The 24,812-nt window shown below is 34.2% G+C and carries 19 protein-coding genes, 1 other RNA gene and 2 pseudogenes; 6 read left to right on the top strand and 16 right to left on the bottom strand.

Going from position 1 to position 24,812, the window contains the following annotated elements:
- The first annotated feature begins 140 nt into the window (after positions 1 to 140).
- From HND39_00470 to HND39_00460, 3 genes are read left to right on the top strand one after another with little or no spacing between them, the layout of a single operon-like run.
- A complete protein-coding gene (locus HND39_00470; GenBank protein ID QKJ94860.1) occupies positions 141 to 2,384 on the top strand; it encodes a TonB-dependent receptor in 2,244 nt (747 codons plus the stop codon).
- Positions 2,381 to 3,352, top strand: coding sequence for a DUF4249 family protein (locus HND39_00465; GenBank protein ID QKJ94859.1), 972 nt, complete (start codon positions 2,381 to 2,383; stop codon positions 3,350 to 3,352). The genes HND39_00470 and HND39_00465 overlap by 4 nt, the downstream gene beginning before the upstream one ends.
- The gene (locus HND39_00460) at positions 3,353 to 4,822 is read left to right on the top strand and encodes a PEGA domain-containing protein (GenBank protein ID QKJ94858.1); all 1,470 of its coding nucleotides are present in this window, start codon (positions 3,353 to 3,355) and stop codon (positions 4,820 to 4,822) included.
- A 1-nt stretch (position 4,823) separates the two neighbouring features.
- Here the strand turns inward: HND39_00460 and HND39_00455 are convergent.
- The 13 genes and pseudogenes from HND39_00455 to HND39_00395 all read right to left on the bottom strand — a co-directional run bounded on the left by HND39_00455 (position 4,824) and on the right by HND39_00395 (position 19,846).
- A pseudogene (locus tag HND39_00455) lies at positions 4,824 to 6,381 on the bottom strand (citrate lyase subunit alpha).
- A gap of 57 nt (positions 6,382 to 6,438) precedes the next feature.
- Positions 6,439 to 7,470, bottom strand: a complete 1,032-nt coding sequence (locus tag HND39_00450) for a DUF1016 domain-containing protein (protein QKJ97819.1) — start codon at positions 7,468 to 7,470, stop codon at positions 6,439 to 6,441.
- Positions 7,471 to 7,548: 78 nt separating this feature from the next.
- Entirely contained in the window at positions 7,549 to 8,040 is a 492-nt protein-coding gene (locus HND39_00445) for a hypothetical protein (GenBank protein ID QKJ94857.1), read from the bottom strand.
- 14 nt (positions 8,041 to 8,054) lie between these two features.
- The gene (locus tag HND39_00440; protein ID QKJ94856.1) at positions 8,055 to 10,637 is read right to left on the bottom strand and encodes a TonB-dependent receptor; all 2,583 of its coding nucleotides are present in this window, start codon (positions 10,635 to 10,637) and stop codon (positions 8,055 to 8,057) included.
- Positions 10,638 to 10,721: 84 nt separating this feature from the next.
- A complete protein-coding gene (locus HND39_00435) occupies positions 10,722 to 11,942 on the bottom strand; it encodes an HpcH/HpaI aldolase/citrate lyase family protein (protein QKJ94855.1) in 1,221 nt (406 codons plus the stop codon).
- 116 nt (positions 11,943 to 12,058) lie between these two features.
- Positions 12,059 to 12,424 (bottom strand): annotated as a pseudogene (locus HND39_00430) (four helix bundle protein).
- Positions 12,425 to 12,493: 69 nt separating this feature from the next.
- On the bottom strand, positions 12,494 to 13,927 hold the full coding sequence (locus HND39_00425) for an MmgE/PrpD family protein (GenBank protein ID QKJ94854.1): 1,434 nt from the start codon (positions 13,925 to 13,927) through the stop codon (positions 12,494 to 12,496).
- A 144-nt stretch (positions 13,928 to 14,071) separates the two neighbouring features.
- On the bottom strand, positions 14,072 to 15,058 hold the full coding sequence (locus HND39_00420) for a virulence protein RhuM/Fic/DOC family protein (GenBank protein ID QKJ94853.1): 987 nt from the start codon (positions 15,056 to 15,058) through the stop codon (positions 14,072 to 14,074).
- A gap of 200 nt (positions 15,059 to 15,258) precedes the next feature.
- Entirely contained in the window at positions 15,259 to 17,247 is a 1,989-nt protein-coding gene (lysF, locus tag HND39_00415) for a homoaconitase (protein QKJ94852.1), read from the bottom strand.
- A 49-nt stretch (positions 17,248 to 17,296) separates the two neighbouring features.
- Positions 17,297 to 17,653: a four helix bundle protein gene (locus HND39_00410; protein ID QKJ94851.1), complete on the bottom strand. Its 357-nt coding sequence runs from the start codon at positions 17,651 to 17,653 to the stop codon at positions 17,297 to 17,299.
- Positions 17,654 to 17,682: 29 nt separating this feature from the next.
- Entirely contained in the window at positions 17,683 to 18,216 is a 534-nt protein-coding gene (locus HND39_00405) for an HDIG domain-containing protein (GenBank protein ID QKJ94850.1), read from the bottom strand.
- A 39-nt stretch (positions 18,217 to 18,255) separates the two neighbouring features.
- Positions 18,256 to 18,630: a four helix bundle protein gene (locus tag HND39_00400; GenBank protein QKJ94849.1), complete on the bottom strand. Its 375-nt coding sequence runs from the start codon at positions 18,628 to 18,630 to the stop codon at positions 18,256 to 18,258.
- A gap of 34 nt (positions 18,631 to 18,664) precedes the next feature.
- Positions 18,665 to 19,846 carry an isocitrate/isopropylmalate dehydrogenase family protein gene (locus HND39_00395; GenBank protein ID QKJ94848.1) on the bottom strand — a complete coding sequence of 394 codons (1,182 nt, stop codon included), beginning with the start codon at positions 19,844 to 19,846 and terminating at the stop codon, positions 18,665 to 18,667.
- A 174-nt stretch (positions 19,847 to 20,020) separates the two neighbouring features.
- On the opposite strand from HND39_00395, the gene HND39_00390 reads away from it, so the two are divergent.
- From HND39_00390 to ffs, 3 genes are all read left to right on the top strand, one after another.
- Positions 20,021 to 20,419 carry an Hpt domain-containing protein gene (locus tag HND39_00390; protein QKJ94847.1) on the top strand — a complete coding sequence of 133 codons (399 nt, stop codon included), beginning with the start codon at positions 20,021 to 20,023 and terminating at the stop codon, positions 20,417 to 20,419.
- A gap of 19 nt (positions 20,420 to 20,438) precedes the next feature.
- On the top strand, positions 20,439 to 21,410 hold the full coding sequence (locus HND39_00385) for a site-specific DNA-methyltransferase (GenBank protein ID QKJ94846.1): 972 nt from the start codon (positions 20,439 to 20,441) through the stop codon (positions 21,408 to 21,410).
- A 54-nt stretch (positions 21,411 to 21,464) separates the two neighbouring features.
- Positions 21,465 to 21,558, top strand: an RNA gene (gene ffs, locus HND39_00380) — signal recognition particle sRNA small type.
- On the opposite strand, the gene HND39_00375 is transcribed toward ffs, so the two are convergent.
- From HND39_00375 to HND39_00365, 3 genes are all read right to left on the bottom strand, one after another.
- Positions 21,547 to 22,029, bottom strand: coding sequence for a histidine phosphatase family protein (locus HND39_00375; GenBank protein QKJ94845.1), 483 nt, complete (start codon positions 22,027 to 22,029; stop codon positions 21,547 to 21,549). The genes ffs and HND39_00375 overlap by 12 nt on opposite strands.
- Positions 22,030 to 22,062: 33 nt before the next feature.
- Positions 22,063 to 22,824 carry a hypothetical protein gene (locus tag HND39_00370; protein ID QKJ94844.1) on the bottom strand — a complete coding sequence of 254 codons (762 nt, stop codon included), beginning with the start codon at positions 22,822 to 22,824 and terminating at the stop codon, positions 22,063 to 22,065.
- A gap of 106 nt (positions 22,825 to 22,930) precedes the next feature.
- Entirely contained in the window at positions 22,931 to 24,712 is a 1,782-nt protein-coding gene (locus HND39_00365) for a T9SS type A sorting domain-containing protein (GenBank protein ID QKJ94843.1), read from the bottom strand.
- Between the last annotated feature and the right edge of the window lie 100 nt (positions 24,713 to 24,812).

Raw genomic sequence — 24,812 nt, 5'->3', positions numbered from 1 at the left:
TCCGGCAGTTGCCGGATTCAGAGTGACATATTCATAATAATTCAGAAGTCTCCTATAATTAGTATAATTCAAGTGTATAAACAAAAATAAGTTTACTATATATTTGAAACCGTAATTTTAACTTTCAATATTCAGGACTAATGCGGGTTCAAGGGTTTTCTTATCTCTTTATTCTTATTGTAATTCTGACTCTGATTCCAACCAGATTAATTCTTCCACAGCAAACCGGAAATCTACGCGGTTTTGTGACTGATTCAACTAATGGCGAAGCTCTTGTTTTCTGTAATGTTTTCCTTAAGGAAATAAACTTAGGAGCTTCAACTAATGAAAGAGGAATGTATCTGATCAAATCAATTCCTTCCGGTAAAGAATATGAAGTTACAGTTTCTTATGTTGGATATAAAACCAGACTTGTCAAAATATTTGTTGAGCCAACAGATGTCACCCAACTAGATGTAAAACTTCAGCCATTAAGTGTTGAACTGCAGACAATAGAAAAGGTTGGTGAAAAAGTTATCCGCGAAAACTCAACCGATATTAGTCTTGAAAGAATTTCAGTAAAAGAAATTGAAATCCAGCCCAAAGGAGTTGAAACAGATATTTTCAGATCGCTCCAATATATTCCCGGAGTCAGCACAACAGGTGATGTTACAGCAAAGTTTTATGTTCGTGGCGGAAGTGGAGATCAAAACCAGATTTTACTTAACGGAGTTGAGATTTATAATCCATTTCACTCACTTGGATTGTTCAGCGTTATTGATCCTGATATGATAAACAGTATTGAGTTTTATAAAGGTGGTTTTACTTCTCAATACAGCGGAAGAGTTTCATCTGTGATGGATGTTGTTTCAAAAGACGGAAATAAAAACAGACTCGGATTTAAAGGTGGTCTTAGTTTTCTAACTGCCAAAGGTTTGTTGGAGGGTCCGATTCCAAATGGTTCTTTTATGATTACTGGAAGAATGAGTTATGATAACGATGTGCTTAAAAAATTTTTTAATGAAGAGACCGTCCCGATTGATTTTTACGATCTTTCATTCAAATTAAACTATAGCAGCGAAGATATTTTTGAGAATGCAAAATTTGCTGTTTTCGGATTTTTGTCCAATGATAATGTTGATTACCAGGATCCGTTCAGAGAACAATTCAAATGGAATAATAATGTGTTCGGATTTGAGTGGCTTCAGATTTATGATGTACCATTATTCTCAAGACTTGGTATTTCACTCAGTTCATTTGAAGGTGAAGTGATACCAAACCTCAGCAGTCTTAAACCACGATACAATGAAGTAAAGGATTTTACTATCACTTTTGACATGAATGCTGTTTATGATAACCGTGATGAAATTGGATTGGGACTTAAACTAAAAACGATTGATACAAAATTCCAGCAAACAAACTTTGTTGGTATTCAAAGTAATCTTGAAAAGTTTGCCGGTAATCTTAGCCTTTATGGTAAATATAAATTCCTGCAGTGGAAAAATTTCGGGCTAGATGCAGGAACGAGATTTAATGTTACAGGTTTAAGCAGTAAGGGCGGTGGAGTTTTCGAACCGCGCGTCAGTTTAACTTACAGATTCCATCCTTTAATCGGATTTAAAGCGGCATGGGGAATTTATCAACAGGAAATGTTAACAGTCTCTGACGAAAGCGAAATTATATCCATATTCGATCCATGGATTATTACACCGGACTATTTGAATCCTGCAAGATCAATTCATTATATCGCCGGATTGGATTTTGATTTAATAAGGGGAATACATTTTTCTGTTGAAGGCTATTATAAGATTACACATTACATCCCTATAGTCAACGATAAGAAATTTACTGTTGCAGATCCTGATTTGTTATCCGGTACAGGCGAAGCTTACGGTTCAGAGTTTTCACTGAATTATAGTCTTGATCCATTAAATGTAACTGCATCTTATTCATTAAGCTGGGCGTACAAAGAAGTTAATGATTGGCTTTATTATCCTAAATATGATGCAAGACATTCAGGCAATATTATAGTTGAATTAAATTTTGGTGATGGCTGGATTGCAAGTTCAATCTGGAATTTTAGTTCCGGTTATCCATTTACCGAGATGATTGGTTTTTATGATAAATATTTTTTAACTAATCTTTATGGCAGCGGACAATTTAGCGGAGAGTTTAATCCATATTCCTATTTAGGCGATAAGAATCTTGGAAGATTACCTGCATATCATCGTCTTGATCTCAGCTTGATAAAAAGACTTACTCTTTTTTATGTTAATATTGAACTTGGTGCCAGCGCAATAAATGTTTACGATCGAAATAATATTTTTTACTTCGACAGGGACACAGGTGAAATAGTTAATATGCTGCCTTTCATGATAACTGCTACTCTGAAGGTTGAGATATGAAACGATTAAACTCACTACTGCTTGTAATAATTATTTCGTTCTTATTTATTTCCTGCGAAGAAGACTTCAATCCTTATGGTGATTATGTTGAACGATTTGCTTTTACTTGCATTCTGAAAAATGATCAACAATATCAGTCCGCAACTCTTTTCCGAAGTTACCGACCTGATGGATTTGATCCGTCAACTTATACGGAAGATCCTTTTGTGGCTGGTGCTGATATTCGTGTCTGGTATAATGATTCGGTATTTGTTTTCAGAGATACATCTGTTGCAAGAATAGATACATCGCGTTATAAAACTCCGTTCAGGTATTATTACAATGATAAATTTTCTGTTGGAAGCAAAAAATCTGTCGAGCTTGAAGTATTACTTCCAAATGGCAAAAGACTTCGATCATCTACAGTCTCTCCCGGTCAAGTTAATTTTGATGATGATAGTGATGTTATTATTCCTTCCGGTACTAAACCGTTCGTACAATTTTTCTGGAATGAACTTCAGGAGGGAAATTCTTTTTTACCAAAAATGACGATAAGATATAAGCAGAATGTTAACGGACAGATTTTTGATAAATTGAAAAATGTGCCAATTAAGTATGTGACTAATGGAAACGGTCTTACAGCAGTTTATCCGGCAGCATCTGCATCAATCACGATTGTATATGACCTCTCAGCTATTACTAAAGCTCTTGAAGAAATTTCAGAAGGAGATCCGAACAAGAATAACTATTCGATTCACCAGAAAATACTTTTTAATGTAGCAGCGCTTGATTTACCGACTTCAAAGTATATTTCTTCAACAAGCGGAAATATTGATGACCTGACAGTTAGCGTTGATGTTTCAGATTACTCAAATATTGAAGGCGGATTCGGATTATTTGGTTCATATTCAAGTAAGGCTTATACAAAGTTAAGGTTTGTGCAAAACTATATTGAATCATTCGGCTATAATTTTATTGATGAAAATTAATTGATAACTTTTATTCATAAAATCAAAATAAATTTTTTAAAAACAACCGTATCGGTATTCCTGGTATCATTAATTGTCCTGCCTGGATGTGATAAGGAAGTTTCGCGTTCGCCTGTTGAGTCGGAAGCACCAAATGGTTTTATTTATATAAATTCCACTCCGGTTGGATTTACAATATTCCAGAATGGTCGGAATACCGGCAGATTAACACCTGATAGTATTTCATACATAGAAGCAGGTGATTATGAACTAACATTCAAAAAAAAATATTTTAAAGATACTTTAATTGTTGTAAGTCTTGGTGAGGATGAGAAAATTAATTTATTTGTTGATATTGCATCTAATTCCTCAATGCTTGGAAATTTATTCCTGAACACTTCGCCTAGTGGAGCTGAAATTCTTATTAATGATTCTGCGACTGGTTTGGTTACACCTGCAACTTTTTCAAATTTACTTCCGGGAGAATATTCTGTTAAATTCAAACTACCGAACCACAGAGACAAAGAAATAAATGCAATAGTGCAAAGCAGCAAAACCAGCAATTATGTCGAAGCACTCAGAGATACTTCGGTCTGGGTGGATTATCAGTTTTTTAATTCAGGGATTCCTACTAATTTCTTAACTGCAGTTTTAGTTGATAACAATAACGTAAAATGGATAGGGTCGCTTGATAAAGGTTTAATAAGATATGATGAAATAAATTTTACAAACTACGATCGTACAAATTCTGCAATTCCTGCTAACAAAATAAATTGTATTCAAGCTGATAATCAGAATCGGATTTGGGTCGGGACCGATTTTGGAATTGGAATTCTTGACGGCAGCAGCTGGTTTACTTATAACAGATCAAACTCCGGTCTATCTTCAGAAATAATAAATTCTATAAAATTTGATAACGCAGGAAATGTATGGATAGGAACTTCGGCTGACCTGGTAAAATTCAACGGTGTTAATTGGACTTCATACAACGAACCAAACAGTCTTGATTGGATAAATGATATTTATGTTGAAACTGAATCGAGATTGTGGTTAGGAACAAAAACTGGTGGCATTTTCGTTTTTGAGGATGAAATATTTAAATCGGTTTCAAAATATAATTATAACTATCCATCTCTTACTATCAGTTCGATAGATCGAGATTTATTTAATAATTTTTGGTTTTGCTTTTTACCGGATACTTCGGGCAGAGCTGGTGTTTCTTATTACAATATGAGCAATTTTACAAATTATTTTCCTGGCACATCACAAAACACATTCAACAATATTTTTGTTGATGATGAAAATAATAAATGGATAGCTGCTTCAGAAGGTTTGATTAAGTATGATGCACAAAATAATTTTTCAGCATTCACAACAAGTAATTCTTTAATCACTTCGAATATAATAAAAGCTTCTTCACGCGATGAAAACGGAATCGTCTGGATTACCACATCAGTTGGTGGATTGAACAAATACAAACCTCCCCGATAAATTATTTCTCCACTTGAAAAACAGAATCAAGTACAGTTCCATCAACCCATTTTATAATTGCTACAACTTTTTCTTTGTTTACTTTTGGCTTTGCCGGGGCGCCACCGCAGATTTCATCAATTTGTTTTTTTAATTCTTTGATATTCAGAATTGGAATTGTAGAACCTTTCATTGCTTTCAATAAATCTTTTCTTTTGGGATTAATGCAAAGTCCTCGTTCAGTTGCAATAACATCTATCAACTCACCGGGTCCGCAAAGTGTTGTTATTTCATCAACTATTACAGGAATGCGATCTCTGAAAGATGGGATAGCAAGTATTGTACATTTTGAATAAAGACAATTCTGCCATCCGCCGATTCCGTGAAGCAAATATCCATCACTGTGAGTAACAACGTTTGCGTTAAACTTTACGTCAACTTCTGTGGCACCCAAGTACAGCAGCATCAACTATTGATGCAAAATTTCCTTTGCCATGAAAGTTGTAGCTTGTGAATGGTGAAGTATTAACGTGTCCGTAATTTTCTCTCATACTTCTTACACCTTCAAGATCAAAAGTCTGTCCATCAAGAATATAATCAGTCAATCCTTCTTCGAGCATTTGAACTAAATATTTTGTTGAACCACCGCGAATAAATCTTGCTTTAACATTTTTCTTTTTCATTCTTTCTTTCAGATAGACAGCAAATGCAAGTGTTGTTCCACCAGCACCTGCCTGAAATGAAAATCCATCTTTCATTATTCCTGCTTCATCAAGAAATTGTGCAACATACTCAGCAATTAGTAAACGATCAGGAGATTTTGTTACTTCGGTTGTTCCGCTTACAATTTTTTTTGGATCACCGAGTGATTCAACTTCAACAACATAGTCAACATTGTTACCTTGAATCTGCCATGGAACACAAGGGAATGGAACAAGATTATCGGTTACAATAATTGTTCTGTCTGCATATTCAGAATCGCCAAGAGCAAATCCAATTAATCCGCAGGCAGATTTTCCGCGATCACCGGTTGCATTTCCAAATGGATCAGCGGTTGGTGCTGCAATAACTGCAATATCAATATGAACTTCTCCATCCTGAATTGATTGATATCTTCCTCCGTGTGAACGAAGAACTCCAACTCCTTTCATCTTTCCTTCAGAAGTGAATTTTCCAAGTGGTCCGTTCATACTTCCTTCGATGTGATGAATTGTTCCATCCTCCAAATATTTTATCAAGTGAGAATGAACCGGAAAACTTGCAGAAGGGAACCAGCGAATATTTTTTATTCCCATCTCTTTAATTGTATCGAAAAGAATATTTGTAACAGCATCGCCGTTGCGAAGATGATGATGTGTTGAAATTGTCATTCCATCTTTCAATCCTGCTTTTTTCAAAGCTGTCTTCAAATCATTTACAACTTTATTTCCATCGGATGGATAATCAATACAAGATTTTATTTTTGGTTTCGCTTTAACTCCAGTTGGTTTGTATTTATCGACACCCTTGAATGGAATTTGTTGTTGGCTATTTACTTCTGTAGGGACAAATCTGCCTGCTGCGTTTTTTGTTAATTTCATTGTTGTATTCTTTTATTGTTTTTTTCAATTGCTAATTTTAAAATTATGAAAGTATCGTCATACTTTCTTGCCTGCAATTAATCTATGCCTGGCAATTTCTATTGCTTTATGAAGTTTTTGTTTTAAAAGTTTTTTATCAGGTAGTATTGTTATATACTCAGCAACTTTAATATTGCTTTTTTCTAATCGAAGCAATTCGACGTGCTCTTCGTTTTTGCCTGCGCAGAGTATGAGTCCAATAGGAGAATTTTCTCCTTCCAAAGATTCATTTTTTTCGAGATAACGCAGATAGAGTTCCATTTGACCTTTATAACCGGCTTCGAACTCTCCAATTTTTAGATCTATGGCAATAAGGCATTTTAATCTCCTGTGATAAAAGAGAAGATCAATTTTGTAGTCGCGGTTATCTATAGTAATTCTTTTTTGTCGTGCAAGGAAAGCAAAATCATTTCCAAGTTCAATAATGAATCTTTGTAATTCAACAATAATGGCTGTTTCTAAATCAGTCTCAGAAAATGTATCGCTCAATCCAAGAAAGTCAAGAATATATGGATCTCGAAATATTATGTCAGGTGTAATTTGCTGCTGCTCTTTAAGATGCTGAAGTTCCTGACGAATAGTTTTATCGGATCTTTTGCTGATTGCAGTTCTTTCATATAACATTGATTGGATACGTTCATCCAACTGGCGTGTACTCCACTTCTCAATCTTGCTTAACTCAATGTAAAAGTTGCGTTTTAATTCGTCTTCAATGGGAATAAGTGATCTGATATGAGTCCAGCTCAATTGTGTACGCAGTGCGTGCACAATTTGTTCATGGGGGAAAGCTTCTGTAAAACGTAAACAGTTGTGCAAATGTCTCTTGCTCCAACCCCTGCCGTACTGATTAGTCAATCGTTCAGATAATGATTCAACAATTCTCTGTCCGTAATCAGCTCTGTTATTTTTTAATATATCTTCTCTAATATACTTGCCTATATTCCAATACAATAAAGTAATCTCAGAATTTATTTCCAAAGCCGTTCTTGAACGGCTTTCTTCAATTAGTTTGATAACGCTCTTAAATAATGAATCTGATTTAATCTTTATAGTTTTCACTCTATTTAGCTCTGTCTGGGTGAAATTGATTTATTCATATTACTGTATTGTTTAAGTGCTAAATTGTTTTTAATGAATGTAAGCTGTATAAACTTCAGTATTAAAGAGAACAAAAATTATATAACCAACTTTTTTATCTTCATAGCTAGCACTGTAAAAATATGAAAAAACATTAGGTTCGATGTGATGAATTGTTCCATCTTCAAGATATTTAATTAAGTGTGAATGAACCGGAAAAGAAGCAGAAGGGAACCAGCGGATATTTTTAATTCCCATTTCTTTAACTGTATCAAACAAAATATTTGTAACAGCATCGCCGTTGCGAATATGATGATGTGTTGAAATTGTCATTCCATCTTTCAATCCTGCTTTTTTCAAAGCTGTCTTCAAATCATTTACAACTTTATTTCCATCGGATGGATAATCAATACAAGTTTTTATTTTTGGTTTCGCTTTAACTCCAGTTGGTTTGTATTTATCGACACCCTTGAATGGAATTTGTTGTTGGCTATTTACTTCTGTAGGGACAAATCTGCCTGCTGCGTTTTTTGTTAGTTTCATAATTTATCTTGTGTTTAGTAATTGAGTTTAATTCCGAATCCAATTTGTCTTGGAGGACCGTAAAATGTTTGTTGTTCATCCTGAGGATTATATTGATTCATAAGCTGGTGTAAAATTGCATATTGTTCTCCGTATGTTTCTATCATTGCACTAATGGCAAGTCCATCATCATCGGCTGAACCGGTTCGTGGAAAAACATCATATACATTTTTTGCATCGAACAAATTTATTACATATATATAAAAACCTAGCTTAAGAATCTCAGTTATTGCGATTCTTTTTTCCAGTTTTAGGTCAAATTGATAGACATTAGGTGTTGTACCAGAATAAGGAATATCGGGGTATCGCAAACCAGTATAATAATATGGATGCCCACTGTTAAAAGTAAATTGAGTACTCAGATTTAATTCTCTAAAAATTCCTGAAAGCTTTAGGAAGTGTATAAAGTCATAATTCATAAATGCATTTATAATAATTTTATTAGATCTGTCTCCTATTATTTCCACATCAGTATTTTGATAACAAATATTTGAAATAAATTTCAATCCTTTGGTATAATAATCTATTATATACTCTATACCCCAAATATCAAATGTTTGATCGGCATTTAGATAATAATAACTAGAAAAAGCCGAACTTGGATTCACTTCTTGTAAATCAATTGACAAATGGTTTTTAGAATTCTTATTAAAATACTTCAATCCAGTTCTAAGATTATTTAAGGGTAAAAATTTAATACCAAACTCAAATTCACTTGTTTCAATTGGTTTTGTATCTCCCGTTAGAATGTAAGCCTGATTAAAAGGTCCCGTGTTTAATATATATAGTGTTGAGTTAATTCCCTGGTACAGATCAGAAAACGGATGGCTCTGGACTTTTTCTGAATACGTGGATATAAATGACAGGTTATTTATCACCAGAAATTCAAGAGCAATTCTGGGAGAAAAAAATGAATAATCGTCAGTATCAATCAAACCATTTTCAATAATCTCACCAGTAGATCGGTTAACTGTTTTATCAGGATTTGTGGGGTCCACCATCTTTTTGAAATTGAAATTAAAATGATCATATCGCAAACCCAAATAAGCAGATAAGTTATTTACAATATTTATTCTGTCATCAATATAGATAGAATAAAATTCAGGTTCAGGAGATTTATAAATATCATCATTTAAATCTCCTCCTGATAAACTATAACCGAAATTATTAGCACCACGATAAAATGCTATAAACTCCTTTAATTCTTCATCGCTATAATCATCAAAGTTCGGTTGAGATCTGAAGTCAACAAATATATAAGCAAGTGCATTTTGATTAGCTAATTCCCACTGCATTAAGTTGTGGTAGGAGTACTCTCCGCCGATCCTTATCAATTGTCCGTACATATTTAAGCTCAATTTGCCAGCTAATGAAACCCTTTCCTGATTTAACTTCTTATGATCAACGCCAGGATAATTTTCATTAGTAAAATTGTAATTGAATACACCTCTGAAAGAAGGCAAAACATACCTTCCGACCCTACCACTGTTTATGTCTTTTACTGATCTTTCCCATATAATCCCTGCTTCAGCATTTGCGACACTATCTCCATAAGTCCAGTAATTATTTCCAAGATATGGGTCTGCGGTTACTTCACTCTTGTTATAATAATTTCCATTTATTGAATACGATAAGACATTATTAACATCTTGCTGCAGATTTAAGTTTATGATTCCGCCTGAATTATTAATCAAACCTGTTCTTGGATTCAGGTAATCAATTAAATGATGTCGTTCTGAAAGTTCATTTTCATTAAAGTATATTCCATAAACTTTTATTTTTATTTCTTCAGCATCATAAAAAATAGTTGACAATAAGTTGAATGATTCAAATGAGTTTAATGGAACTATACCGGCAGGGAGATTTATTGTAATTGAATCCATAGATACGCTATCATTGAAAAATAGATTATCTGCACCAGGATATCTCTGAGGATTTTTATCTCTCTGGAAAAGATAATTTGTGTTTATAAAAAATTTCAAATTATTCAATATTAGTGGACCACCAATGTTCAGGTTAGTTTCATTGTAACCATAAAAATAAGTGCCTAATCGTTTATTTCCTGAAAATGCATCATTTGTAAAAGTAATATTATCTGTAAGGTACTCAGCATTAAATTGCAACTTATCACCTCCGGTTCTCAAATTGTAATTAAACAAACCGCTTGATGTATTTCCAATATCTGAAGTGATAAAACCATTGTAAAAATCAATAGACTTGTATGTGCTTGGATTAAGAAAAAATGAATTATTTCCTGTAAACAGATCATTGAATTTTACTCCATCAATGAAATAACCAGTTTCGTAATTTTCACCGTCTCGGATGTAAAAATCCTGGAAATAAGAAACAACACCAGGGTAAAATCTGTTTAAGTAGTTCAAGCTTTGAAACGGAAATAATTTCAAAACAGAATCAGGCATTGAATAGGTAGCAAGATTTCCCAATTCGATTTGCCGTAATGAATCTGAATTTATTGACTGCACTTGTTGTGAATACAAGTAGTTAAAACTACTCTCTGAAAATATTAATACTGTTATCAAAAAGAAAAATAGTTTCATTTTAATCCTTTAAGAAAAGGAACACTTATTTTTATGATGATTTATATTCAGTGCTGATCATAACTAATCAGTGTTATCCGTGTCCTATTGTTTCTTCCAGTTTTTATCTAATAAATTATTTAAGATAGCTAACTCAATAGTTCTCTGTGCACGCTTCACAACCGGCGGATCAATCATCTTACTTCCGAGAGAGACAACGCCCAACCCTTTTTTCTCTGCTTCTTCAAAAGCGAGAACTATCTTCTTTGCTTTTTCTATTTCTTCTGTTGTTGGAGCAAAAGCATCGTGTACAACTTTTATCTGTCGTGGATGTATGCAGCCTTTTCCTTCAAAGCCAAGTGATTTAGCTTCAAGAACGCTTTGTCGTAACGCTTCCATATCAGAAACATCAGAAAAGACAGTATCAATCGCTTGTATTCCTGCAGCTTTGGCAGCATTAACCAGTGTTTGTCTTGCGTAAATACTTTCACGACCTTCGTTGGTTCTCTGCGTTCCGATATCAGCGGTGTAATCTTCAAGTCCTATTGCAAGAGCACAATTATTTTTTGATGCAGTTGCAATTTCATAAGCTTTAATTACTCCAAGTGCACTTTCAATAATCGGCATAAAGTAGATTGCATTATTAACCTTTTGTTGTTTCTTTAATTTATCCACTTCTTTTTCAAGCTGCTTAATTTGTTCTGCTGATTCGCATTTAGGAACAAGGATAACATTAACATTATGCTGAATGATATATTTTAAATCATCTAATCCTTTTGGCAATTGATTTATCCGAACCATTCTTTCAGCGTTATAGAAATCAACAGAGCGTAATACATTACGAACAAGAAGTTGAGCAGCATCTTTTTCAGTCGGTGCAACGCTGTCTTCCAAATCCAGAATTATTCCGTCAGGTGAATGAAGTCCTGCATTCATAAAAAACTTAGGTTCATTCCCCGGCAGATAAAGTCTGCTTCTTCTTAACTGATCTTTCTTTGTTGAATATTGATTCTGTTTAATAAAAGGAAGCAGATATTCTTTTTTATTTTCAGGGAATAATCTTTTTATCGCAAGTTCAAATCTTGCAGCCATAACAAATGGCAGTGCGCCGTAATCTTCGCAAAGGATTTTTGCATCTTTAATTCCGAAAAACTTTGACATTTCGAGAATCATCTCTTTAATTGATTCTCCATACATTGACTGCACTTTACTTTTGATGTCGAGTTTAATTCCACCAGAATTTTTCAACTCAATTTCAAAATAGCAATCAGAGCGGATGTTATCGCCTTGTTTGCCTGCGGATGTTTTCTTAATCGTTTTTATCATTTTATTTTTCAATTATTTATTTGAATTATTATGCATATTATTTTTTTGTCATTTATGGTTATTTGTTTCTTGTCAATAGTAGTCATTTATTGTCATTTACTTTGTGTCATTTATGGTCATTCGTTGTTTAGTGTTTTGCCAATTGTTTTAATATAGTTATTTAATTTAACACCAATCGTTTCCAGTTCGCTAAATATTTCCAAATATGTTTTTTCATCAATTAATTTTCTATCACTGGCTTTTTTAATCCAGGTTTTAGTTTCAAGAAGAGAGCCTCTTGAGTAATAGCAAAATTGTTTATTCTCTTTATAAAAATATCTTCCAAATCCTTCACTTAAATTTGCAGCTACCGAGTCTGCAGATTTCATCAATTGTTTACCAATAACATCTTTCGCAAAATAATCCCATCGGATAACAATATTCCATATCTTTTCAGCAATCGCCATTGATAACTGATAAACCTGTTATTCTTCAAGTTTCATTCTGCCTCCAATTAAAATAAATAACTATCAATGACCTAATGACCACAAATGACTATCAATGACTTTAAGTTAAAGAATCATCTTCTTCATAAACTCTCTTGCAGTCATCAATTCAGCTTTGAAGATAGCCTCCTTGATTTCTTTTCTTCTTCCTGAAACAAACAACTGTGATGACAAACCATCAAATTTATTTTCAAGGTCTTCCATCGTCATTGGTTCTCTTGGATCGCCTTTTGGATATTCGAGATATTCAGAAAATTCTCTGCCGTCTTTTGTTTTTACCACAACTTTACTTGGCTGCTTTGCCGGAAACATCTTTTCAAATTCAATTGAAGGTTCGCCTTTAACACGATCAATAACTTCCCAGATTCTTGGGTCTTTCAATTTTTCATCACTGAAAGATTGTGTTGTAATTTTATGATCAACTAAAGCTGCTGCAATGCAATAGGGGAGTGAATGATCAGCAGTTTCTCGTGATTCCGGACGATACTTGTGCGGATCGAAAAGAATATCATAAGCTTGAGCTAAAGTTGTGAGAGTAACAGATTCTATCTGATCATAACTGATGTTATTTTTTACAACAGCATTTAATGTTGCAGAAAGATGAGTGTGAGTTAATGCTTCTGTCGGAAAAGCTTTCATACTGCATTCCAAAATTTTATAACTCTCACCCAGTCCGCCGATAAGTTTTTCGATATTCCATTTCCATTCAGAAACACCATCGCGCCCTTTCATACTAACCGGTTCAACTTTTTGTTCTTTAGCATTCCATCCGAGGAAAGTATCCATAAAACCTTCTTTACCTTCAAACACAGCTTCTGTTCCTGAGTAACCACGCTGAGCCATTAAAGCAGCGAAAACACCAGATTGTGTTGCCATTGGGTCAACAGTGTTTTTCATCATTGTTAATTTACCTGCAGTTGGACAGCCGATTGTATGATTATGACTTCCGCTGATACCAATTGCATTAACCATCTGATCAACATTTAGTCCTAACATTTTTCCGGCAACAATTGGTGAAACAAATTGAGTTAAAGTTGCGTGATGCCATTTGCGTTCACGGATTCCCGGAGATGCAAACAAACATAATCTTTGTTCAAATTCATAAGCAAGCACTATTGCTGTAATCACTTCTTCCATAGATGCGCCTACTAATTCTGCTGTTGCAAGTGCCGCAGGAATTATGTCTGATGGATGCGAAGGATCTTCTTTCCAGTAGATGTCATTAAAATCTAATGCACGAATCATAAGCGAGTTTACAAGTGTTGCATTAACAGCAGGGATTTTATCTCCAAATCCTATTACTGTTGCTTCTTCAGTTCCCCCCATATCGTGGTAAATGTTACGAATAATTCTAACATCTTTTGTATGATATCCGCCAAATGCACATCCCATTGAGTCATATAGATAGCGTTTTACTTCGTGGATTACTTCCTTTGGTAAATCCTTGTACTGCAAGTTAACTGCGAACTCAGAGATTGTTCTTGATATTGATTTGTTCATTTGTTCACCTTTTCAGATTTATTGCAATCCAGATTAATCGGGATTACTGTTTTATTGAGATTGAATTGTTTATAGTGTTGTATTATTTAATTGTTTAGTTATTGTTATTAGTGATTTTGTCCTTGATTACTGAATGATTACCCATCAGTCACTACTGTTATTTAATAAATGTTTAATAAGTTTTATAATAAGTTCTTTTTCTTTTGGATTGCTTTCGGCAATCATGATAGTGAGTGCAACAAGAGTTTCATTGCTTATTCTCTGGTTTCCTTTTTCAGTAAGAAGGAAATTATTTTTATTTAAAAAATAGATGAATAAAAAAGCGCCGATTCTTTTGTTGCCATCAATGAAGGAATGATTCTTTACAGTAAAGTAAAGGAGATTTGCTGCTTTATCTTCGAGTGAAGGATAAAATTCTTTACCACCGAAAGTTTGATAGATTGAAGTAAGTGTGCTGTCGAATGATTTGTCCTTTGGTCTTGCAAACAAGTCAGATGCTCTGGTTTCCTTTTTAAATTTTGAAATAGCACTAAGAGCTTCATCCAATTCTATTTTGTGTAAAGTTTTTCGCTTTCCTTTGATATCTTCAATTCTTTGATGATCATATTTATCAAGCAGATCAAGTGCAAAAGCATAATCACTGATTAAATTAAGAAATGCAAGATTTTCATCAGTAGTTAGTTTTTGTTGCTTAACAATCTTGCCGAGAAGTTTAAGGTTTTCGGTTACTTCGTTAAGTTTTTCTTTTGTTTCTGTAAGACGTTTTTTATTTAACGCATATCCTTTTACAAGATAATCTTTTAATATTTTATTTGCCCAGATGCGGAACTGTGTGCCGCGTTTTGATTTTACGCGATAACCGACAGAGATTATAACATCCAGATTGTAATAGTCAACTTGATACAATTTCCCATCTGCGGCAGTTGTTGCAAAATTTGCAACAACTGAATTTTTCTCTAACTCTTTCTCTCTGAAAATATTAGATAAATGTCTTGAAACTACAGATTTGTCTCTTCCGAAAAGTAAGCACATCTGGTTCAGACTAAGCCAAACGGTTTCTTCCTCAAGTTTAACCTCAAGATTTACATCTCTCCCGGATTTATAAATTTTTATTTCGCCTTTACTCTTCATAAAAAAATCAGATTACATATAGAGGTAAATCTTTGTATTTGAGATTTATTGGGATCCTGACAAAAGTCGGGACTGATATTGTTCTAGAGATTGAATTTTGCATATAAATTCCTTCTTGAAAAATGGAACACTGATTATTATGAAGGATTACGATCTGCGCTGTTCTTAATCAATCTGTGTCATCTGTGTTCTATTGTGTTTCAAAGATTCTTCTTCACCCACTCCTCTAATCCGCCGGCAATAATTAATTCCTGTGCAGCTTCGCCAACAGGATCAATTGAATAATTTTTCTCATCAAAAGTGATTGAAGAGTTTTTAAAATCTATTTTAACTTTTTTATTTGTCTGGATAGTAAACTTTTCCTTCCCGTATTTGGATTTCAAATCGTTTACAAGTTCTGAACATTCAATTACCAAAAAACCATTGTTAATTGCATTACGTGAATACGTTTCGCTGAATGTTCCGGCAATTACACAAGCAATTCCTTTATACTTAAAGGCAGTTGCTGCCTGTTCACGTGAACTTCCGGTTCCGAAATTAAATCCACCAGCGACAACGTCACCTTTCTTTGCGATCTTTCCAAATTCAGGATCATAGTTTTCCATCACAACTCCAGCTTGCTGTTCAGGAGTGAAGTCATCAATGTATGTGTACTTCCCGGGATAAATTCCATCTGTATTTAAATTATCCTGATGGCAGAAAAGTAAATCGCCTTCAATCACTGACGGAAACTTCGGTAGAATTTTCATAGTAGGTTTAGCATCAGAAGATTTTTTATTGATTTTAATCTCACCAATAATTTTCTTATCTCCGTTACTGAAGTTGTAGTCAATCTTTCCTGCAATTGCAGAAGAAGCAACTACGGCAGGTGAAGCGAGATATGCAAATGCACTTGGCGAACCCATTCTTCCTTTAAAGTTTCTGTTAGTTGCAGAAATTCCAACTTCACCATCTTCAAGCAAACCTGTTCCAAGTCCTATACACGGACCGCAGCCGGGCGGCAGTGGTTTTGCGCCAGCATCAATCAATATTTGCCAGTATCCTGCAAGTTCACTTTCTTTTTGTACTTCGCTCGATGCAGCAGCTATATAAAATTCAACTCCCTCTGCAACTTTTTTATCTTTTACAACCGATGCTGCTTCTTTAATATCATCAAGGCGACTGTTAACACACGAGACAAGATATGCTTTATTGATTTTTACATTTTTCTTTTTGAGTTCTGAAACTGAGTTCATCACTTTAACAGAATTAGGACCGGATACAAAAGGTTCAATTGTCGAGAGATCAATCTTTAATTCTTTTGCATAGAAGGCATCTTTGTCAGCACTGATAATAATTTTTTCTAATTCAGAAATTCTTTGTTTATTGATTCGTGGATGTTTTCCATTTCCACCTGCCTTGCCGTCAGGCACGTCAGCATCGGAAGGGACTCCTTCCAAACCGCGAGACAGAATAAATTCTGCTCTACGTTTTAACCATTGAATTGTTTTTTCATCAATAGGGAATAAACCAACAAGTGCGCCCCATTCAGTAGTCATATTTGCGATTGTTAATCTTTCATCAATTGTTAGATGCTTTACTCCATCACCAACAAATTCAATAGCGTGATTTAGAACTTCATCATTGTTGAAATATCCGCAGAGAGCGATAATGACATCTTTTCCTGTTACACCTTTTTGAAGTTTTTCTGTAAGTTCAACTTTTGCAATCGGAGGGACTTTCCACCAGGTTCTTCCGGTTGCCCAGATTGCAGCAGCGTCAGTTCGTACGATTGGAGTTCCAAGACAACCAAGTCCGCCATACATATTTGAATGTGAATCAGACGCAACAGCCATTGTACCCGGGAAAGCATAACCTTCTTCGCACATAATCTGATGTCCGATTCCTCTTCCGGCTGGATAAAAGTCAGCACCCATTGATTTGGCAAAGTCTTCTATCTTTTTGTACTTCTCTAAATTTTTTTCAGATGTATCCTGAACATTGTGATCAAGTGTGTTTACAACTTGTCGTGGATTAAAAAGTTTTTTTGCACCGATAGATTTAAATTTTGGAATGACAGCACCTGTATTATCGTGTGTCATTACATAAGCCGGCTGTATCATTAAATAATCACCAGCGTGAACTTCGTGGTTTTTATCTAAACCAACAGCATATTTTTGTGCGATTTTTTCTGTTAATGTTTGACTCATTTTTACTCCGTAATCTTGTTCTCAGCTAGAGGTGAGAAGCAAGAGGTTTTTATTTAATTTTCTTTTTTAATGAAGTAATCATTGCAAATAAACTGTTTAATAATTTTTCAATTTCAACTAAATTATTTTTATTACAAAGATTTAACTTAGTTGCAATTTCTAATTGAGTATCTATTTCGACAAGCGATGATCTTGAAATTTCTAGAAATCTTGCTTTTTCAAGTTTGGATGTTCTGGACAATCCCTCAGCAATATTTGAACTCACTGAGACAGATGCTCTTCTTAATTGACTCGTTAATCCGAATAATTCTTCTTTTGGAAAATTTGAAGTTAAAGAGTAAATCTTTACAACTAACTCCAAACTGAATTTCCAGATATCTAACCTTTTATGACTTAAATCCAGCATAAAACTTCTTACCTCTTGCCTCTAACTTCTCACGCTTTAAACGGATCAAACGAAACAAAATCCGCATGATGAACAATTATTGCTTCAACATTTCGTTTTGCTAAATCTCCTTCTTTTGCGTGATATGCAATTATATGCTGAACTTCGTAAGGTAATCCAAATCTGTCCGCAATTGATACTCCGCTGAAAGGATGGCGAAGCAAATGTCCGGCTTTACTTGTAACAAGTTTGCCATCAACTTTGTCGTATTCAATCAGTTTCCCGATATCAATTAGAATTGCACCGGCAATTAAAAAATCCATATCAATTTTAATTTCATCTTTAAAGTTCTCTTTCATTCGTTTTGCAATATCAACAGAAAGCTGAACTGCAGTACGTTTGTGATTCATAAAAGATATTTTGCAATCTTTAATGAGAAGTGAAAACGGAATTACTTCTAAATCTTCGGGAGTGAGAACAGAATTTTCAATTGCATAAACCCAGCAGTATAAAACTTTTTCTCTGAGCTCTTTGTTTTCGATCCAGTTAATTTCTGGCCATATTTTTAAGACTTTATCTTTCATTTGTACTCCGTTAAACGCGAGAAGCAAGACGCAAGATGATCATTCACTTCTCTTGTCATTTTTTATTTTTTGAATAAATTTTGATAACATAGCAAATGTATGATTCATCATTTCAGAAATATCACGTGTATCAGAACTATTTAAATAATTTAATTTGATTGCTATTTCAATCTGAGTATCTAATTCTACTAATGAAGCTCTGGCAATTTCTAAAAATCTTAGTCTTTCCTGTTTCGAAATTCTCGCATTTCCTTCTGAAATATTTGAAGGTACAGAAATAGCGGAACGTCTTATTTGTGAAGTTAAACCATACTTTTCTTGTATCGGAAATTTAATTGTTAGCTTATAGATTTCAGTTACAAGCTCCATACTTTTTATCCACACATCCAATTTTTTATGACTCAGTTCTAACATTTCAATTCTCGTCTTGCTTCTTGCGTTTTGCTTCTCACATTTTAGCAATTATCTCATCAGTCATCTGCTGAGTTGTGCAGGCTCCGTTTTTAAATACATCAGGTCCTCCGCGAAGTTTCATCATATCATAAGTTTTTACTTTTCCTTCTTCAATAACTTTTGCAATTGCTTTTCTAATCTTATTAGCTTTTTCAGTTTCACCAATGTGATCGAGCATCATACAGGCACTCATAATCATTGCAATCGGATTAACGATTGATGGACTTAATTCCTGATATTTTGGAGCACTGCCGTGTGTTGGTTCAAAGACTGAAACTTCTTCACCAAGATTTGCGCTACAAGCAAAACCAAGTCCGCCAACTAATCCGGCAAATCCGTCAGAAATAATATCACCGAACATATTTTCAGCAACAACAACTCCGTAATCTTCAGGATTTTTTGTAAGCCACATCATTTGTGCATCAATATTTGTATCCCATAATGAAATTCCCGGAAATTCTTTTGCAAGTTCTTTTCCAATCTTCAGCATCATACCGGAAGTTTCGCGAAGTACATTTGGCTTTTCACAAACTGTTACATTTTTGTATCCATATTTTTTTGCGTACTCAAAAGCAGCACGAATAATTCTCGTTGCCGCATTCTTTGTAATTATCCTGCTTGATATTGCTAAATCTTCATTCGGAACATCTTTAAATGCTTTCCACTTCGGATGAGATTCAAAAGCTGCACGAACATTTGCGGGAGGATTTGTCCATTCAATTCCTGCATAAAGTCCTTCTGTATTTTGTCTGAATATAACAGAGTTTACTATCGGTTCTTCGTAATGACCTTTGCTATCCTTTCTAATAAAATTAAGCGGGTTGCCTTTAAATGAAATACAAGGACGGATACAAATATCAAGATTAAAGTGTTGTCGCATTGAAACAATTGGAGAAAAGTAAGTGAAACCTTTTCCTTTTAATTTTGGATCAAGTTCTTTATCAGCAGCATCTTTTGGTTTGGAAGTGATTGCACCAAACAAACCAATTTTGTGTTTTTGAAGTAATTCAATTGTACGCTGTGGAAGTGCATTTCCTTCGCTGCACCAAAAATCCCAGCCGATATCTCCGTGAACGTAATCTGCTTCAAATTTGACTGCGTTTAAAACTTTTATTGCTTCGGGTAGTACTGTTTTACCAATGCCGTCACCGGGCATTGAAACGATGGTTCTTTTCATAAAAATTATCCTGAAAAAAGTGAGAAAATTGATATCTAAAATTAGATATTTGGCTGTCGGTAAACAAGATTGAACGCAATCGTTACTTTTAAAATTCCTATTTTTACATTAACAAAAACAGTTTAACTAAGAAACAGATATGCAAAGTGTAAATCCAACAAAAGAACTATTACATTGAATAAAAATCCTAAAATATTAAAATTGATTGATGAAGAACGGATTGTTTCAAACTTCAATGTTGATGGGAATGTGGATAAAGAATTTGTTGGTGAAATTTTAAATGTTTATGTGACTGATATACCAATAATGATTAAAGAATTGGAAACAGCTTTTGAAAATAAAGATGCAGCGATTTTAAAATTTTATGCTCATAAACTTTCAGGCAACTTATTGAATTTAGGCTGTGAAAGTCTTGTTGAATTGTGCCGGAGCATTGAGACTTCAATCAAGAAGAATGATTTTAATCCTGAAGTTTCTCTATTGATTTTCGAACTGAAAAAAAGTATCACACGATTAGTCAATGAATTATTTGAATTAAAAGAGAAGTACCCTGTTTCTCGTAACAATCAATAACTAATTTATTCATGATTTGATGACGAAGAAATTACCTGCTAAGTTTAACCGATCTACCAGGCTTACTGAATGGGAGATTGAAAACTATTCTCAATCCGTTATTACACTGAACGAAAAACAGACGATTAATTCAGTTACTGACAAAGTTATTAACCAGGATATATTTGAAGCAGTTGAATACTTACCAGATAATTTTGTTGATCTGCTTTTTATTGATCCTCCATACAACCTCACTAAAAAATTTAATGATATATCATTCAAAGAAATGAAGGATGCTGAGTATGAATCCTGGTTAGATTCTTGGTTAAGCAGAATGAAAATATTATTAAAAGAAAATTCATCGATCTATATTTGCGGTGATTGGAAGTCGTCAGCCTCAATTTTTAACATCGGTTCAAAATATTTTAAAGTCAGAAACAGAATTACCTGGGAAAGAGAAAAGGGTAGAGGTGCAAAAACAAACTGGAAAAATTGCTGCGAGGATATCTGGTTTTTTACTAATTCAAATCAATTTACTTTTAACGTAAACGATGTAAAACTCAGACGAAAAGTTTTGGCTCCATATAAAGATGAAAATAGAAACCCGAAAGACTGGAATCAGAATTTTTCAGGAAATTTCAGAGATACATTTCCATCAAATATCTGGAATGATATTACAGTTCCTTTCTGGTCAATGCAGGAAAATACAGATCATCCAACTCAGAAACCCGAAAAGCTTCTCGCAAAAATAATTCTTGCAAGCACAAACAAAGGTGATATTGTGTTCGATCCATTTCTTGGTTCAGGAACAACTGCAGTCGTTTCTAAAAAACTTAACAGAAAGTTTTTAGGGATAGAAATTGATAAATATTATTGTGCACTTACATTAAAGCGATTAGATATGGCTGAAACTGATACGAAGATACAAGGTTATCAGGATGGAGTTTTTTGGGAAAGAAATACTTTGACTGAGCAAGCCAAAAGTCAAAAGTCCAAATTCAAAAAAAAATAGTTCATACTTTCGTATCTTTCATTATACATTTTCAATTCTAAATTATAAATTGTTTTCGGGTGCCAGTTAACAGGTGAATGCCCAACTCCATCAGGTCCGGAAGGAAGCAGTGGTAAGCAAAAGCTTGTGTAGCTGGTTACCCTTTTTTGTTTATTGGTGGAAAAAGAAATTCAAGCACACCTTTCCCTTTCCCGGGGTTTGCTGCGAAATGTACTTTTGCAATTGATGCAGGTAGTATTCTAAAATTAGAATCAACAGTTCCTATCATTGAGCCAATATGAATTCCAATATCAGGCTGATGACCAACCATTGCGATATCATTCAGATTCATCGCGCTGGCAATTGAAATCAAGTCTTCAGTCAAGCCTCCGTTGAGTAAACAAATTTCTTCAATTACCTCAAATTCTGATTTAAACATACTATTAATTATTTGTGCAGTTTGTTTGGCGCGTTTTAATGGTGAAGTCAGAATGATATCAAAATTGTCAATGAAATATTTCCAGAAAATCATCGAGGTTTTAATAATTTCAATACCGTTTGCCGTCAGCATTCTATCTTCGTGAGGTTTATTTTCAGAAGTAGGTTCGGATTCACCGTGTCTTATTAAGTAAATATTCATTTTAAAATGTTCCTAAATTCCGGATTAAACTTTCTAATTTACTTTATGTGATGAAACGGCAGCAGTATCCAGAAATTCTGCAGGGATCTCTGGTTTTAAGAGAGTCCAGTTAAAGTCATTAATCTGCTGTCTTACATATTTAGTAAACAGGTTAGATTTGCTTAAATATTTTTTTAAATCAGAATTAAAATAAAAAGTATCTACCTGATCATTTATCCTTTTATCATTTGTATCACTAACTTTGGTTAAAATAAAATCGTCTGTAATTCTTCCAACTGTGTTGTAAGAGATATGATTTTCTTTAACAAACCTGCTAAGTGATCTGTAAACCAGATCCGCTGAATTGGTTGATACTTGGTAAATAGAAAGGCGATCAAGAGACAATACATCTTTGGTCAGAAATCTTTCCTGCACAAATACAAAATTCCTATTCCCAATATCATTCCATTCTGCATTAAGGTATCCATTTAGTGATTTATCGAGCACATACAAGTTAAGCTGATCATCATAAATTGCAAAAAGATTTAATATCGGATCATTATATTCCAGCAGTACTGAATAGAATAATTTATTATTAATACTCATACTTTTAATTGCCAGACTATTATAATCTGTTTTACCAATATGTTTGTTTGAAAAAATTCCGTGCAGTCGTAAATTCGCTTCTGAATTGCCTGCGATAGCATCTGTAAAAAGGTTGTGAAGTTCATCCTCACTAATATTATTATCATCAGAACTGCAGTTAAATATTGATAGAGCAGTTATAGTTAAGATTATAAAAATAAATTTATACATTATTTGTCCTCTCTGTTACAGGTAAAAATAATAATTATTTTGGACTCGTGCTATTGGTGGGAATTCGTAAAGGTTTGATTTATCGATCCTCTAAAAAGAATAACGGTTACTTAAGTAAAATCATTTTTTTCGTTTCGATAGAATTGTCAGCTTTAAGTTTATAAAAATATATTCCACTTGGTAGTCCAGTTCCATTGAATTCTACTTCATAAGTGCCGGGTTGTTTTTGTTCGTTGACAAGTGTTGCGACAGCGTTCCCTAAAATATCGAAAACTTGTAATTGCACTAAAGTCCCTCCTTTGGAGGGATTTAGGGAGGCAGGAATTGTATATTTTATTTTTGTTGTTGAATTAAATGGGTTAGGAAAATTTTGTTCCAAAGAAAATTCAATCGGTGCATCTATTGTAACTTCAATAATGTTTGAATATTCAAATGTTCCATCAAAATCAACTTGCTTTAATCTGTATTGATAATTTCCGGATTGGAGTGATTCATCAACAAAAGAATAATGATGAACTTCTGTTGTTGTTCCGAATCCGGGAACAAAACCAATAGATTCCCACTCCTTGTCATTCTGAGTCCCACTTTTTGCGGGATAAACTCCGCGAAGAATCTCAAAACCCGAGTTATTCGTTTCTGTTGCAGTTGACCAGAACAATTTAACATCGTTACCTGTAACTTTGGATGTGAAACTAAGCATCTCAACAGGAATAATATTCTCTGTCTTTATCAACCACACATCGTGAATACCTGAACCAAATGATAAAGTGTGACCGGTCATAATTAATCCACCGTCATTTGTCTGTCGCATAAAAAATCCAACATCGGAAGCAGAACCACCATAAGTTTTAAACCATTCTTCATTACCGTTTGCATCTGTTTTGACAAGATAGAAATCATCACCTCCGGCACCAAAAGATAAAGTATAACCAAGAACGATAAATCCTCCATCACTTGTCTGCTGAACTGAATTACCGTAATCTCTTCCGGTTCCGCCAAATGTTTTTGTCCAACCAGCATATCCTAAAGAATCTGTTTTTATTAAGAGCATATCATAAAGTCCTGCTCCAAAAGAATCTGTGTAACCGGTTAGAATATATCCACCATCAGTTGTTTGTTGAACAGCATATCCGCGATCAACATCATCACCGCCAAAAAATTTATTCCATTGTTGATTACCAAGTGAATCTGTTTTTACGAGCCAGGCATTTCCCAAAGCACCTGGACCATAAGACAATGTCCATCCTGTTAAAATAAAACCACCATCAGTTGTTTGCGCTACATACCATGCACCATCCGAACTCATTCCACCATGAGTTTTTTGCCATATTAAATTTCCTGATGGATCAGTTTTAATCATCCACATATCTCTGCTACCTGCTCCGGATGATGAGGTGACACCACCGACAAGGTAATCTCCATCATTAGTTTCAAGAACAGAATAACCTTCATCATCCTGAACACCACCAAAAGTTTTTGACCAAACCTGGTTTCCTGATGGATCTGCTTTAATAAGAAAAACATCCATTAAACCAGCACCGAATGATTTTGTATAACCACTGATAATGTATCCGCCGTCAATAGTTTGTTGAACAGAATAACCTTCATCATCAGCGTTCCCACCAAAAGTATTATTCCATTGTTGATTTCCGTTTTTATCTGTTTTAACCAGCCAAACATTTCTTCCGCTGATTGTTCCGTACGAACGAGTGTAACCGGCTATAATGTATCCACTGTCAGCAGTCTGCTGAACGCAGTGTCCAATATCAATATTGGATCCACCAAAAGTTTTTGTCCACACTGTATCAGGTGCTTGCGGAAACGTCTGATTGGATAAAAAGAATATTACTGATATAAGCTGAGGTAGATATTTAATTGTGTTTTTCATTATCGTCTCTCTGATCAAAATTCATATCACAAACTAAGGCAAAATATTTGTGGAAGGCAAGCAGGGGCTCAATATATTTAACTTGTGCAACGAATAATGG

It is taken from the genome of Ignavibacteriota bacterium, from assembly GCA_013285405.1.
Taxonomy (GTDB): Bacteria; Bacteroidota; Ignavibacteria; order Ignavibacteriales; family Ignavibacteriaceae; genus IGN2.
The sequence above is the reverse complement of the archived record's forward strand: the minus strand, read 5'-3'. Positions and strand labels throughout refer to the sequence as shown.

Bases quoted from the DNA above. Each gene is read 5' to 3' on its own strand.
- HND39_00405 (QKJ94850.1), bottom strand. From the start codon at position 18,216: ATGAAAGATAAAGTCTTAAAAATATGGCCAGAAATTAACTGGATCGAA.
- HND39_00420 (QKJ94853.1), bottom strand. From the start codon at position 15,058: ATGAAGAGTAAAGGCGAAATAAAAATTTATAAATCCGGGAGAGATGTA.
- HND39_00440 (QKJ94856.1), bottom strand. From the start codon at position 10,637: ATGAAACTATTTTTCTTTTTGATAACAGTATTAATATTTTCAGAGAGT.
- HND39_00400 (QKJ94849.1), bottom strand. From the start codon at position 18,630: ATGTTAGAACTGAGTCATAAAAAATTGGATGTGTGGATAAAAAGTATG.
- HND39_00370 (QKJ94844.1), bottom strand. From the start codon at position 22,824: ATGTATAAATTTATTTTTATAATCTTAACTATAACTGCTCTATCAATA.
- lysF (QKJ94852.1), bottom strand. From the start codon at position 17,247: ATGAGTCAAACATTAACAGAAAAAATCGCACAAAAATATGCTGTTGGT.
- HND39_00395 (QKJ94848.1), bottom strand. From the start codon at position 19,846: ATGAAAAGAACCATCGTTTCAATGCCCGGTGACGGCATTGGTAAAACA.
- HND39_00445 (QKJ94857.1), bottom strand. From the start codon at position 8,040: ATGAAACTAACAAAAAACGCAGCAGGCAGATTTGTCCCTACAGAAGTA.
- HND39_00465 (QKJ94859.1), top strand. From the start codon at position 2,381: ATGAAACGATTAAACTCACTACTGCTTGTAATAATTATTTCGTTCTTA.
- HND39_00470 (QKJ94860.1), top strand. From the start codon at position 141: ATGCGGGTTCAAGGGTTTTCTTATCTCTTTATTCTTATTGTAATTCTG.
- HND39_00435 (QKJ94855.1), bottom strand. From the start codon at position 11,942: ATGATAAAAACGATTAAGAAAACATCCGCAGGCAAACAAGGCGATAAC.
- HND39_00385 (QKJ94846.1), top strand. From the start codon at position 20,439: ATGACGAAGAAATTACCTGCTAAGTTTAACCGATCTACCAGGCTTACT.
- HND39_00365 (QKJ94843.1), bottom strand. From the start codon at position 24,712: ATGAAAAACACAATTAAATATCTACCTCAGCTTATATCAGTAATATTC.
- HND39_00425 (QKJ94854.1), bottom strand. From the start codon at position 13,927: ATGAACAAATCAATATCAAGAACAATCTCTGAGTTCGCAGTTAACTTG.
- HND39_00410 (QKJ94851.1), bottom strand. From the start codon at position 17,653: ATGCTGGATTTAAGTCATAAAAGGTTAGATATCTGGAAATTCAGTTTG.
- HND39_00375 (QKJ94845.1), bottom strand. From the start codon at position 22,029: ATGAATATTTACTTAATAAGACACGGTGAATCCGAACCTACTTCTGAA.